Source organism: Bacillus sp. ISL-46 (genome assembly GCF_018613205.1).
On record NZ_JAGGQR010000045.1, the window covers coordinates 111,224 to 124,074 of the forward strand.

14 protein-coding genes are annotated in these 12,851 nt (G+C 35.9%); 7 read left to right on the top strand and 7 right to left on the bottom strand.

Annotated elements, in window-relative coordinates:
- Positions 1 to 50 precede the first annotated feature (50 nt).
- On the top strand, positions 51 to 626 hold the full coding sequence (locus J7E67_RS21120; protein WP_214712586.1) for a hypothetical protein: 576 nt from the start codon (positions 51 to 53) through the stop codon (positions 624 to 626).
- A gap of 206 nt (positions 627 to 832) precedes the next feature.
- Entirely contained in the window at positions 833 to 1,912 is a 1,080-nt protein-coding gene (gene mnmH, locus J7E67_RS21125) for a tRNA 2-selenouridine(34) synthase MnmH (RefSeq protein WP_214732781.1), read from the top strand.
- A gap of 115 nt (positions 1,913 to 2,027) precedes the next feature.
- On the opposite strand, the gene sda is transcribed toward mnmH, so the two are convergent.
- Positions 2,028 to 2,162, bottom strand: a complete 135-nt coding sequence (gene sda / locus J7E67_RS21130) for a sporulation histidine kinase inhibitor Sda (RefSeq protein WP_088088631.1) — start codon at positions 2,160 to 2,162, stop codon at positions 2,028 to 2,030.
- A 257-nt stretch (positions 2,163 to 2,419) separates the two neighbouring features.
- Here sda and J7E67_RS21135 point away from each other — a divergent pair, with 257 nt between their 5' ends.
- Complete coding sequence (locus J7E67_RS21135) at positions 2,420 to 2,623, top strand: DUF6501 family protein (RefSeq protein WP_168244777.1); 204 nt, start codon at positions 2,420 to 2,422, stop codon at positions 2,621 to 2,623.
- A gap of 87 nt (positions 2,624 to 2,710) precedes the next feature.
- The gene (locus J7E67_RS21140; RefSeq protein WP_214712595.1) at positions 2,711 to 3,298 is read left to right on the top strand and encodes a GNAT family N-acetyltransferase; all 588 of its coding nucleotides are present in this window, start codon (positions 2,711 to 2,713) and stop codon (positions 3,296 to 3,298) included.
- Between the two features lie 55 nt (positions 3,299 to 3,353).
- Here J7E67_RS21140 and J7E67_RS21145 read toward each other — a convergent pair whose 3' ends face one another.
- Complete coding sequence (locus J7E67_RS21145) at positions 3,354 to 3,947, bottom strand: YhcN/YlaJ family sporulation lipoprotein (protein WP_214712597.1); 594 nt, start codon at positions 3,945 to 3,947, stop codon at positions 3,354 to 3,356.
- Between the two features lie 117 nt (positions 3,948 to 4,064).
- Here J7E67_RS21145 and crcB point away from each other — a divergent pair, with 117 nt between their 5' ends.
- Entirely contained in the window at positions 4,065 to 4,457 is a 393-nt protein-coding gene (gene crcB, locus J7E67_RS21150; protein ID WP_214712598.1) for a fluoride efflux transporter CrcB, read from the top strand.
- The gene (locus tag J7E67_RS21155; RefSeq protein WP_214732782.1) at positions 4,454 to 4,804 is read left to right on the top strand and encodes a CrcB family protein; all 351 of its coding nucleotides are present in this window, start codon (positions 4,454 to 4,456) and stop codon (positions 4,802 to 4,804) included. Before crcB ends, J7E67_RS21155 begins: the two co-directional genes overlap by 4 nt.
- Positions 4,805 to 4,844: 40 nt before the next feature.
- On the opposite strand, the gene yidC is transcribed toward J7E67_RS21155, so the two are convergent.
- The 5 genes from yidC to J7E67_RS21180 all read right to left on the bottom strand — a co-directional run bounded on the left by yidC (position 4,845) and on the right by J7E67_RS21180 (position 9,969).
- On the bottom strand, positions 4,845 to 5,639 hold the full coding sequence (yidC, locus tag J7E67_RS21160; RefSeq protein WP_214712600.1) for a membrane protein insertase YidC: 795 nt from the start codon (positions 5,637 to 5,639) through the stop codon (positions 4,845 to 4,847).
- 30 nt (positions 5,640 to 5,669) lie between these two features.
- A complete protein-coding gene (locus J7E67_RS21165; protein ID WP_088088624.1) occupies positions 5,670 to 5,960 on the bottom strand; it encodes a hypothetical protein in 291 nt (96 codons plus the stop codon).
- A 148-nt stretch (positions 5,961 to 6,108) separates the two neighbouring features.
- Positions 6,109 to 6,858, bottom strand: coding sequence for a pyruvate formate-lyase-activating protein (gene pflA / locus J7E67_RS21170; RefSeq protein WP_214712601.1), 750 nt, complete (start codon positions 6,856 to 6,858; stop codon positions 6,109 to 6,111).
- 96 nt (positions 6,859 to 6,954) lie between these two features.
- Positions 6,955 to 9,180, bottom strand: coding sequence for a formate C-acetyltransferase (pflB, locus tag J7E67_RS21175; RefSeq protein ID WP_214712641.1), 2,226 nt, complete (start codon positions 9,178 to 9,180; stop codon positions 6,955 to 6,957).
- A gap of 336 nt (positions 9,181 to 9,516) precedes the next feature.
- A complete protein-coding gene (locus J7E67_RS21180; protein ID WP_214712603.1) occupies positions 9,517 to 9,969 on the bottom strand; it encodes a cupredoxin domain-containing protein in 453 nt (150 codons plus the stop codon).
- A 291-nt stretch (positions 9,970 to 10,260) separates the two neighbouring features.
- On the opposite strand from J7E67_RS21180, the gene mprF reads away from it, so the two are divergent.
- Positions 10,261 to 12,789, top strand: coding sequence for a bifunctional lysylphosphatidylglycerol flippase/synthetase MprF (mprF, locus tag J7E67_RS21185; protein ID WP_251026905.1), 2,529 nt, complete (start codon positions 10,261 to 10,263; stop codon positions 12,787 to 12,789).
- The last annotated feature ends 62 nt before the right edge of the window (positions 12,790 to 12,851 follow it).

The window sequence follows — 12,851 nt, forward strand, 5'->3', positions numbered from 1 at the left end:
ACTGTGTTTAAGCGGTTAAACTAAACAGCATTAATTAAGGATGAGGGATTATGAGGGTTTATGAAACGATACTTTCTATTTTAGAAGAAAAAGGACCATTACCGATTCCGGCAATTTGCAATGAGGTAAATCAGGTTCTTGTTACAAATCGCGAAAAACCAATCCTACCTGCACATATTAGGTCTATTGTTAAAAGGAAAAGGGATTTATTTCGAGTTAACGGCGGAAGAATTTCTATCCATCCAGAAAAATATCCAGTTTCATTAATAGCATCTCTCGAAGGCTTTGGAGGGATATCTTATCAAGTCCGAGTTCATTTCGTTAAAAATCGGTTTGCTGCTTTGATATGGAGAAATAAAGAGAATTATCAGCCCTTTTCAGATTTTCAAGCTGATGTTCCTGGGGACCTCGAGGAATTTAAAAGAGAATTGTATAGTTTAAATATCTGGGAATGGAAGCCAACCTATCGAAGTGAAGACGGAATAATTATTGAAGGAAAATACTGGTCTATTAAGCTTATAACAAAAGGTAAAGTCTATGAGAGTGAAGGAACCGAGAGCTTTCCGGGAAATTGGAATAAGTTTTGTCATGCCGTAGAAAATTTAACAGGTACACCATTTCACTAGTAGAAAAAATATTGACAACAAGCAGTAATTCCCAGCTTCTTGATAGCTAGTGATATTTCCTGTATAATGGTGTTTATACTTTATTAAGAAAATAAATTCCCATGATGTTTACTTATCTGAAACTTCCCGTTGTGGAAGTTTTGTTTGGTTTTCATTAGATATGTTATTTTTCAGATAATATTACTTTTACAAGGAGCGTAGATGATATGAAGGAAATGACGGTTGAAGAACTTTTTACGACAAAGAACCCAGTTATCATTGATATACGCTCACCGATCGAGTTTAAAGATGGCGCAATTCCGGGAGCAATTAATGTTCCCTTATTTACAAATGAGGAACGACAAATAATCGGAACCATTTACAAACAAGAAGGGGCGGCGATTGCGAAATGGAAGGCAATGGAAATTGTCGCGCCTAAAATTCCTGAACTCCTTCAAACAATAAAAAAATGCGTTTCAGACGATACGGAACTTATTATCCATTGCTGGCGTGGTGGAATGCGAAGTAAGGCAGTGGTTACATTTTTAGAGTTTGCCGGAATTTATTCTTGGCGACTCGTAGGCGGTTATAAAGCATACCGCCACTATATTCTTGAACAATTGCCTACAATGCTTCCTAACAAAGCAGTCGTCCTCCACGGACTGACCGGTGTTGGTAAAACAGAGGTATTAAAGATATTGAAAAAGAAGGGATATCCAATCTTAGACCTTGAAGAGATGGCGGGACATCGCGGTTCGATATTTGGAACGATTGGTCTTGGTGACGGTCATAACCAAAAAACATTTGACTCCCTTCTATTTAAAGGTCTCCAAGAAATAAAAGATGCTGATTATTTTCTGGTTGAAGCGGAAAGCAAAAGAATTGGAAAAGCTGTTCAAACTGAAGAATTAATGGATAAAAGAATGCAAGGTATTAACATCAATCTCAATACCCCCATTAATCAACGGGTAAAGCATCTTGTCGCCGAGTATGTGCAGCCATACAAGGAAGAACCCTGGTATTTCGAAAAGATTTCTGATGGTATTGAAAAGGTGTTAAGACGTGTTAAAGATCCAGACATTAAAAAATCACTCATCCAAACGTTAACAGATCTTAATTATCCTGATATGATTCGAATTTTACTTGAACATTATTATGATCCACGCTATGACCATGCAAAACAAGAGTATGAAGGGGAATTCTTTGAAATATCTGCAGAACACCCTGTTGATGCAGCAGACAAAATTGCTTCAAAACTTAAGGGGTTTGGCTTTCGGCCTATTAGAGAGTTAAATAACCAACTTTAATTTAGATTATTTCCAATCGAGATCTTGAATAAATACATGCTGTAAGTTAAATGAAGATAATTTTATTATTGAAAAACCGCTGAATCCTTTCAGCGGTTTTTTCATGGGGTTTATGCTAACGATTTTTAAATGGTTTTAAACCACGCCGTTTGATTTCATCCTTTAAGATCTTAATCCATTCTTTTTCTTTGTCAGACTTTAATGCATCCCGATACGAAACAACCAATTGCTCATTACTCATAATTTTCATTTTTTATGAATGCCTCCTTGGTAAATGGATTGAATATTCAGTTTTTATAATTGTAATGGTTTTCAGTCTTTTTGAGAACCCAAAATTAATAAAATTTGAAAAAAGTTCAAATTTCTTAAATTAATATCAGATTATATTAGAATTGGTGAAAATAAAAAACTAATACTTTTGGAATTGACGCATGATATGGTTGCACAGAACCGGCCCGATTGATTATACTAGAAATTGGACATTGATCGAAAGGAACGGTGGCAACAATGATTCATCTATCATGGCGTGATCGTGAAACAGTAAAAAAAATAAAATGCGTTCACACGGATGCAAAAAAATACCTTGTCAATAACGCCTTAACGGCTGGGAAAGTCTATGATGTGAAAAATGAGACTGAAGAATTTTATTACATTATTGACAATACTGGAAAAGTAGGCGGCTTCTACAAGGAATATTTCCAAGATGTATAGATAAACAGGACTGTGGAGCATAGCCCGCAGTCTTTTCATATGGAAAAAGTGGTAAAGATACGGCAAATAAAGGGGAGATATTAAATAATGGATAAATTGTGGAACAACCTTTTTTCGTTACAAGGGGAAAATGTAAATTTGATTCCAATCAGTATGGACCATTTAGAGGGCTTATGGGAAGCGGCCAAACCAGATGAAATTTGGACGTATATGGCGACCAAGGTTCGATCGAAAAATGAAATGGAACAAATGATTAAAGCAGCATTGAAAGCTAGAGAAAATGGATCAGAATACACTTTCACCGTTGTAAATAACGAAAATCAAGTGATTGGCAGCACCCGATTCTTAGACATATCCCCTCGACATAAAAGTGCTGAAATTGGTTCGACATGGTATCACCCAGATGTATGGCGGACAAAGGTAAATACAGAATGTAAATTCCTGTTATTAAGGTATGCCTTTGAAAATTGGAACCTCACGCGTATTCAATTAAAAACAGACTCTCGAAATGAAAGGTCCCAGCAAGCTATTGCTAGAATTGGAGCAGTAAAGGAAGGAATATTACGAAAAGATCGGATTATTTCCGATGGATACACTAGGGACACGGTCTTTTTTAGTATCCTTTGTCATGAATGGGACAATGTAAGAACTGAGCTTAAATTGAAACTGCAGTGAAGAGTAAGATGCCTGGTCAATTTGCCAGGCATTTTACTTCCCGTCCCACTTTATATTACTTCGCATTAGGAAACACTCTGCGGATGGTATCGGAAAACTCATCGATAAAACCTGAAACCGGTCTTCCATTTCGAATATCTCTTGAATAAGCATTCATTCGATCATAAAAATCAGGGTTAACAGAAATATAAACATTGTCAATGTTCCGATCAACAGATTTAACTGCTCGAGCAATCTTTTCTTTAATAGCTGAAGTCAATTCATTACGAGATGAAACGTCCAATTTAGCCGCAACATAAGCATTATTATCGTTTATAATGACAGTTGCGTTGTCTACTTCAGTTAAGTTGATTACTTTATCAGCAGCTGTGTCCGCTACTCTTGTATTGGATTGATTGCTTCCAACATGTTTATTATTACGTCCATTGGTAATAGTGTTATAATTTCTGTTGCGATCTAATTCCGGATCACTAGTATCTGCACTTGAAATAGCTGGTCCGACCTGATTAGGGTTATTAAAATTCACTCTAGTTATTTCATTTGTATTTCGTTGACGGGTTGCTATATCATCATCGATATTATTCTTTGCACAACCTGTTAAATAAAGACTCGAAACGAGGGTGGCAATGACGAGAAAGCTGATTCTCATGTTGTATTAACACTCCTTTGTCAAAGTACTACAATTAGGTTGCCATTTTTGTAAAAAACTATCCTAACCGTTCAAAGTTGATAATAATAAAAAGGAAAATGTTTAGGGGTGTGTGCTATGATTTATTTCTTAGTTGGATTGGGCGGTGTCGTTGGAAGTTTGCTCCGCTATTTATTATCAGTTTTTGCTGTAGTGATATGGGGGAAAGAATTTCCAATAGGAACCCTTTTAATAAATTTAACAGGTTCCTTTCTATTGGGTTTTATGACAAATCATTTTGTTAGTTCCAATAAGCTTCATCCCTATTTGTTTACCGCACTTACCACTGGTGTCATTGGTTCGTATACTACCTTTTCAACTTTTTGCTTTGAAACGGTTCATTTACTCGAAACAGGAAAATACATATTTGGCTTACTTTATTTAAATGTTAGTTTATTTGGAGGTCTATTTTTGGTTAAGACAGGAATGTTACTAAGTGAACAAGCAAAAAAATCGAGGAAAGTTATATGATTGAGATTATATTTGTTTCAATTGGTGGTTTTTTTGGAGCGATTAGCCGCTTTGCGATTAGCAGAAACCAAAATAAAACAGGCTTTCCCTCAGCTACCCTAACAGTCAATTTAATTGGTGCTTTTTTATTGGGGTTACTCCTCGGGCTGGATGTAAAAGGTTCATTATATTCCTTAATAGGTATTGGATTTATGGGGTCATTTACGACTTTTTCGACATTAATGCTTGAATCGGTAAAACTTAAAAAGGAAAAAAAGAAAAAGTTTTATTACAGCTATTTGCTAAGCAGTTTCACGATAGGAATCATTCTTGCTTTTTGTGGGCTATTGGTAGGAAGCTGGATCTAAAAAAAGAAGCATCAAAGGATGCTTCTTTTTTACAATCTGATTATTTTTGTTTGACCTGGACTTTGGGTGTTTTATTTATCTGATAAAGACTTTTGCTAATCATAGTTTGTACAATTAGGAATGTACCGCCAACTACCCAATAAAGAGGCAGGGCTGCTGGTGCATTAAAAGAAAACATGACAATCATTAATGGAGACAGTAATCCCATGTATTTCATTTGATCTTGCTGTGCTGTCGGCATATTGGACTGGGAAACTTTAAACTGGAAGTAGTAAATAACCCCGGCAATGATCGTGATAATAATGTCTGGATTTCCGAGACTAAACCATAAAAACTCATGGGTTTTAATTTCTTCAGAACCGCGAATCGCATAATAGAAGCCAGTTAGAATAGGCATTTGAATGAGCAATGGCAAACAGCCCATATTTAATGGATTTACCCCATGCTTTTTATAAAGGCCCATCATTTCCGCTTGTAGTTCTTGCTTTTTCTTAGGATCCTTTTCAGTTTTCATCTTTGCTTGAATAACGTCCATTTCGGGTTTTAATACATCCATCTTTTCCTTCATACCCATTTGATTTTTATACTGTCTGAGCATTAACGGCATTAACGCTAGTCTGATAACTATTGTAACAATAATTATGGCCAAACCATAGTTTCCGTTAAAGAATTCAGCAACGGAATGGATAGATACAGAAAAAGGATTGACAACATAATGTTGAAAAAATCCAGTATTGTTAGTTCCTTTTTGTGTTTGAGATGAACAAGCCGATAGCAATAATGTTATTAAGCCAAGCAGTGAGAATAATAGTAGTGAAGATCGTTTTGTTTTCATATTTCCTCCTAGAATGTTGTAAATAAATTGTTAAGTATAGAGGAAGGAAATAGGCTCTTCAGTATCATCCTGAGAATATTCTTTTCTACGAAAATATATAACAATTCTTTTCAGAATATAGCTTCCATTTAAACAACTTTTCTTTCGGTAAAAAGCCAATGGGTGAATAATTTCTGTTCTTGCTTGATTAGATAAGGAGCCAAGAAAAGAATATTCCACACTCCAAGCCCATAAGAATTTTAAAGTAATTCCTAAATAAATACTGACGTAAAGAGCGTTTAGGGCATTGATATCTGAAATATCTATAAGCAATTGAAACAAAAATTATCACCTCACTTAATTGTCAATGATATGAGTATATAGTAGATAGGGTAAAGAATCAATTTTATAATTGCGATTATACCATATTTTGAAGACATTACTAATTGGACTAATAAGTTCTTAAAAAAAACACTGATTCAGAAGTGAATCAGTGTTCAATCGGTGCCTTCCAGTGTACTGTAATCAATTTATAAGCGAACTCGACTTTTTCCTCAGTAGGTGGTTCGACAGAGTTTAGTTGATATTCAAGTCCAAGAGCTTCCCACTTATATACACCGAGCTTGTGATACGGCAGGATTTCAATCTTTTGGACATTTTTAAGCGTTCCGATAAATTCACCGAGTTTTTCCAGATCTTCAGGATCATCCGTAACCGTAGGGACAAGCACATGGCGTACCCAAACCGGAACTTGATGGTCTGATAAAAATGTTGCAAATTCAAGAATATGATCATTGGCCATGCCAGTTAACTGGATATGTTTTTTTCGGTTAATATGCTTCAAATCGAGAAGGATTAAGTCAGTATACTGTAAGAGTTCTTCAAGCTGTTCAATAAAAAGCTTAGAATGGGAGAAACAGCCACCAGAAGAATCGATGGTAGTATGAATCCCTTTCTTTTTGCATTCCTTAAACAATTCTATTAAGAAAGGAATTTGCAACAGTGGTTCTCCACCGCTTACTGTAATACCGCCACCTGACGATTGAATGAAGGGGAGGTAAGACATTAGATCATCCATGATATCGGAAACAGCCATTTCTTTGCCGCTGCCGATTTCCCAAGTATCAGCATTATGGCAAAACTGGCACCTTAATAGACAGCCTTGTGTAAAAATTACATATCGGATCCCTGGTCCGTCGACTGTCCCTAATGTTTCGATTGAATGAATATTTCCGTTCAAGGTGATGATCCCCCTTTAATTTAATAGGAGCCCGATAAAAAGGGCTCCTGGTATTGATCTAGTTCTCTGAATCCAGCGTCCAGCGGCGCATCCGCTTTATAATGATTCGTGGAAAGTACGATTAATAACGTCTAATTGCTGTTCTTTTGTTAATTTAATAAAGTTTACTGCATAACCAGATACACGGATTGTTAATTGTGGATAAAGCTCTGGGTGTTCCATTGCATCAATTAATGTTTCTCTATTAAAGACGTTAACATTTAAGTGATGACCTGATTTGATAGCATATCCATCTAGGATGGATACTAGGTTGCGCACTTGGCTTTCTTCTTCTTTACCTAAAGCTTTAGGCACGATTGAGAAGGTATTTGAAATTCCATCCATTGCATAGTTGTAAGGAAGTTTTGCAACAGAAGAAAGGGAAGCTAATGTTCCTTTTGTGTCACGTCCATGCATTGGGTTAGCACCTGGTGCAAATGGTTCTCCCATACGACGGCCATCAGGTGTGTTACCAGTTTTCTTACCATATACCACATTTGATGTAATCGTCAAGATTGAAAGTGTATGAACTGAGTCACGGTAAGTCTGGTGCTTGCGAAGCTTTTTCATAAAGGTTTTAAGAACTTCAACAGCAATCGCATCAACACGGTCATCGTTGTTTCCGTATTTAGGGAAGTCTCCATTCGTTTCAAAATCAACCGCAAGACCATTTTCATCACGGATTACCTTAACTTCACCATATTTAATGGCACTAAGTGAATCTGCAACAACGGAAAGACCAGCAATACCAGTTGCCATCGTACGAAGGATTTTGGTGTCATGCAACGCCATTTCAATTCTTTCATAGCTGTACTTATCATGCATATAGTGAATTACATTTAACGTGTTAATATAAAGACCAGCAAGCCATTCCATCATAAGATCAAATTTTTGCATGACTTCTTCATAATTTAATACTTCAGAAGTAATTGGCTGATATTGTGGTCCAACTTGGATTTTTAATTTTTCATCAACGCCGCCGTTAATGGAGTAAAGAAGTGCTTTTGCTAGGTTTGCACGAGCACCGAAGAATTGCATTTGCTTACCAATTTCCATAGCGGATACACAGCAGGCAATTCCATAGTCATCGCCATATTCTGGACGCATAATATCATCGTTTTCATATTGAATGGAGCTAGTTTTGATTGACATTTTTGCACAATACTTTTTAAAGTTCTCAGGTAACTGCGGTGACCATAAAACCGTTAAGTTTGGTTCTGGTGCGGCACCTAAATTATCTAAGGTATGAAGGAAACGGAAGGCGTTCTTCGTTACAAGAGAACGACCATCATTTGCCATACCGCCAATTGACTCAGTTACCCATGTAGGGTCACCGCTGAATAATTCATTATAATCTGGTGTCCGTGCAAATTTAACGAGACGAAGTTTCATAATAAAATGGTCAACAATTTCTTGTACAGCTTCTTCAGTTAATGTACCGTTTTGTATGTCTCTTTCTACGTAAATATCTAAGAACGTTGATACACGACCAAGGCTCATCGCAGCACCATTTTGTTCCTTGATTGCTGCTAAGTAACCAAAATACACAAACTGGAATGCTTCAGCAGCATTTTTAGCAGGCTGGCTGATATCAAATCCATAGCTGTTTGCCATTTCCTTCAGTTCTTTTAATGCACGAATTTGTTCAGCGAGTTCCTCGCGAAGACGCATGTTATCTTCAGTCATTACTTTGCTTGTGTTCTTTTGATCCTTGTGCTTTTCTTGGATTAAGAAATCAACACCATAAAGGGCAACCCTACGGTAATCACCGATAATACGACCGCGGCCATATGCATCAGGAAGTCCAGTAATAATTGCTGCTTTACGTGCAAGCATCATTTCATCGGTATAGACATCGAAGACACCTTGGTTGTGAGTTTTACGGAACTCAGTAAAGATTTTTTCAATTTCAGGATTTAATTCGTAACCATAAGCCTCACAAGCTGCTTTCGCCATGCGAATGCCGCCAAATGGCTGCATAGAACGATTAAAAGGTTTATCAGTTTGTACACCAACTATTTTTTCAAGATCTTCATTAAGATATCCAGGACCATGAGAAGTAATAGTAGAAACGGTTTCTGTGTCCATATCCAATACTCCGCCATTTTCACGCTCTTGCTTTGTTAATTCCATTACTTGATCCCAAAGTTTAGTGGTTGCTTCAGTTGGACCTGCTAAGAAAGAGTCATCTCCTTCAAAAGGAGTAAAGTTTTTTAGGATAAAATCGCGAACGTTAACTTCTTTTGACCATGCACCTTTGGTAAATCCATTCCATTGTTCCATCATATTTCACCTCATATTTTTTATAAAATCTATATAACAGTTTTTGTATTTACAATATGAATAGAGTATAACAGATATATTGTGAAAAAAGGTACGCATATTAGTAACTAATTGTTAAGGTTTTGTGAAGTCTGATTTAAAGGGATATTTTTCATTATTCTAGGCAGATTCTTTCTGACATTTAGATTAAAAAATAAAAACTGTACTATAATTATTAAGGACAACAGACAAACTGTTATATAAAAAAATCCAATAATAACAAGGTGTCAATGGTATTAATTATTAAAACAGAACTACAATTGGAATATAAAAAAAGCAGGAGAAAGATCTCCTGCGTTAATCTACCACAATATAGGCAATCATTGGGCCATTTTGTGACCGGTCTGAATGAACCTCACAAATCAATCGATAGGTTCCCTCTTTTTCAAACTGGAGCGGAACAATGGTTTCTTCTCCTTTTTTCACTATCCCTTTTATTTTTGTTCCTTCTATATAAAAAGGATGCTCTTCACCGTTAATCCCATTAATAAATAACCTTACTTTTTCGTCTTTTTCTAAGAAAACTGTACCAGGATCCCAGCGGTAAGCCTCCATTTCTTTTCCGTTTTTCATTTTTGTACTGAATTCCGCAGTGACCATATGAATTTCACGGATATTTGCTTTTCCTTGCTGATTAAAGACAGTTGTATCTCCAGCTTTTAACATGAACCATGCCGATAGCGAAACAAGTACAACACCAATAGCTGCAAAAAATAGTAGTGTTTCCTTTTTAAATACTACAAATTTCATTTGGTACCCCCTCGTATATTTGTCCTACCTTATTCATATGCCTATTAGGTGAGTAAACTTGTCTATTTTTTATTATTTTTGTACTCTTTTTGATAAATAAATCTCTTTACTCTTGGTCCTCTATCGATGGTTGAACATTTAATAAAATGTCTACAATGAGTATTAATACCCAGCAATGTGAGGAAATATTTCTTTGTTTTTCCTATAGAAAAGTTTATAGTAAAATCAGGAATTAAAAGAACACTTGCGGAGACTAGGTTGAATTAGCTGAAAAATTAGGTGGTTAGCTTGTTGGGGATTCGAAAAGAAAAGATTTTAAAAATCGCTAAATTTATTTTCCCGTTGTTACTGTTAATCTTTGCAATTATTGAAATAAAAAAATTTACCCAAAACTTAAATATGCAGTTACTGAAGGATGAACTAAATCAGCTTAATATCGGGCTTCTTCTATTAATAATAGCAATCACCTTTGTCGCTGTTTTACCAATGTTGCTATATGATGTGATATTAGTCAGGATATTAAAATTGAAAGTCCCAATTCGGGATCTTTTGGAACAATCATTCATTGCAAATTCCTTTTCAAATTTAATCGGTTTCGGTGGATTAATAGGGGGAATGTTAAGGACGTACTTCTTTCATAAGCTCGAACAGGACAAGCGAAGGCTTTTGGGGGTTATTGCTTCTGTATCCTTATTTTATTTAACAGGGGTATCAGTTTTATCATGGATCGTTATAATAAAACATCGAAATTTTCCACTGTTTGTTGATACAAGATGGCTCTATTTTGCAGTTCTAGGGGTCGGTTTATACTTACCGCTGTTTATAATCATCCATATGATTAAGTCAAATAAGGGCAGTCAGTCACTATTAAGTACAAATATTACTTTGAAGCTTATCTTGGTTTCAATTATCGAATGGCTCGCGGTATTTTTTGCAATTTTGATCTTATGCAGGATTTTAGGGATTTCAATTACTGCAGACAGTCTATTTCCTGTTTATATTGTAGCTGCTTGTGCAGGCATCATTAGTATGATTCCAGGAGGGCTAGGGTCCTTTGATTTAGTGTTTATTTGGGGGATGCAAGAGTTATTTATTCCCGAAGAAAAAGTGCTTGTTTTGCTTTTATTTTATCGGATTGGGTATTATTTTTTACCATTCCTTTTAAGCCTTGTATTCTTTGTTAAGCTTTATTGGGAAAAATGGAACCAAACCTGGAATGATCTCCCTAAAGCTGTTGTCCAAGGATTTAGTCATGTCTTGTTAACGATGCTTGTTTTTTTATCAGGTTTAATCTTGCTTTTATCTGCAAGTATCCCTGGAATTATGTCCAGACTAAAGGTAGCCCAGGAGCTTTTATCGTTTCCAATCATTAACGTATCACACCAATTATCTGTGGCTGCAGGGTTTTTGTTACTAGGATTATCTCGAGGAATTGAATATAGTGTGAAGAGAGCGTATGAGTTGACAATGTTCGCTCTAATTCTAGCGGCACTATTCTCTATTTTTAAAGGGATTGATTATGAGGAAGCGATATTTTTAATTATCGTCGCCCTTTTACTGAGGATGTCAAAAGGTCAATTTTATCGTGAGAGTTATGTACTGACATGGGGAAAAACGATCTTTGATATTACGATTATTCTAATGATTACTGCAATGTATCTCTTAATAGGGTATGCAAACCTGCCGATCTCAAAAATAGAAATCCCTTCCAAGCTTTTGCCTTATGTAATTGTCGATTATCGGGATTTATTTACAAGTGCTGTTATAGGACTTGTCATTGCTTTATTAATACTTATGTTTGGCTATTTAATAAGCTTGCCTAAAAAGTGGTCATTGGAGAGGTCCAATGGTCGAGATAAAGAAATTATTGCTCATTTAACCAAGTATCAAGGAAAGGTACTTTCCCATTTAATTTTTTTACATGACAAATTAATCTTTTGGAACAGTAAAAAGAATGTTTTATTATCCTATCAACAATATGCAGACAAGTTAGTTATTCTCGGCGACCCGATTGGGGAAAAAAACGAATTATCTAATGCAATTGAGGAATTTCAGGAAATAGCCGATTTACATGGTTTTACTCCTGTTTTTTATCAGGTAAGTGACGATATGCTTCCGTATCTCCACGGCCATGGCTTTGCTTTTTTTAAATTGGGTGAAGAGGCTTTTGTTGATTTGAAGAATTTTTCCCTTTCAGGAAACAAAATGAAGGGCTTACGGACATTAAGAAATAAATTTGCTCGAGCAAACTATTCTTTTGAAGTAGTTGGCCCTCCATTTTCACCAGGGCTGGTGGAAGAACTTAGAGAAATATCTAATGAGTGGCTTCTAGGGCGAACTGAGAAGGGTTTTTCTTTGGGGTTTTTTGATGAAAAATATTTAAATAAGGCGCCGATTGCCATTTTAAAAGATGAAAATATGCAAACACTTGGCTTTATGAGCATTATGTATGTTTACGATGACTATCAGACGATATCTGTTGATTTAATGAGATTTAGACCCGAAGTATCATCAGGTACTGTTGATTATCTCTTCCTCTGTTTATTTGATTGGGCAAAGGAACAAGGGTACGGCCGCTTTAATATGGGGATGGCCCCACTTGCGAATGTAGGATTATCAAGGTTTTCTTTTCTAGGCGAGAAAATTGCTGCGCAAATTTTCCTGCACGGACACTTTATTTATCATTTCCAAGGTCTGAGAAAATTCAAGCAGAAATATACAAACATTTGGGAGCCTAAATACTTGGCTTATCGTAGAAAATCGTCATTACCATTAATAATGGCTCAAATAACTTTATTGATATCAAAAAAAAGAAATTAGAACTATTACCGGCGGGAGATACCTGCCGGATTTTCTTTTTCCTATAATTGAACTTTAATTTA

Excerpts from the sequence above, each read along its gene's own strand:
- yidC (WP_214712600.1), bottom strand. The coding sequence starts at position 5,639 with ATGAAAACAAAACGATCTTCACTACTATTATTCTCACTGCTTGGCTTA.
- J7E67_RS21155 (WP_214732782.1), top strand. The coding sequence starts at position 4,454 with ATGATTGAGATTATATTTGTTTCAATTGGTGGTTTTTTTGGAGCGATT.
- J7E67_RS21180 (WP_214712603.1), bottom strand. The coding sequence starts at position 9,969 with ATGAAATTTGTAGTATTTAAAAAGGAAACACTACTATTTTTTGCAGCT.
- J7E67_RS21140 (WP_214712595.1), top strand. The coding sequence starts at position 2,711 with ATGGATAAATTGTGGAACAACCTTTTTTCGTTACAAGGGGAAAATGTA.
- J7E67_RS21145 (WP_214712597.1), bottom strand. The coding sequence starts at position 3,947 with ATGAGAATCAGCTTTCTCGTCATTGCCACCCTCGTTTCGAGTCTTTAT.
- J7E67_RS21135 (WP_168244777.1), top strand. The coding sequence starts at position 2,420 with ATGATTCATCTATCATGGCGTGATCGTGAAACAGTAAAAAAAATAAAA.
- sda (WP_088088631.1), bottom strand. The coding sequence starts at position 2,162 with ATGAAAATTATGAGTAATGAGCAATTGGTTGTTTCGTATCGGGATGCA.
- J7E67_RS21120 (WP_214712586.1), top strand. The coding sequence starts at position 51 with ATGAGGGTTTATGAAACGATACTTTCTATTTTAGAAGAAAAAGGACCA.
- crcB (WP_214712598.1), top strand. The coding sequence starts at position 4,065 with ATGATTTATTTCTTAGTTGGATTGGGCGGTGTCGTTGGAAGTTTGCTC.
- mnmH (WP_214732781.1), top strand. The coding sequence starts at position 833 with ATGAAGGAAATGACGGTTGAAGAACTTTTTACGACAAAGAACCCAGTT.
- pflB (WP_214712641.1), bottom strand. The coding sequence starts at position 9,180 with ATGGAACAATGGAATGGATTTACCAAAGGTGCATGGTCAAAAGAAGTT.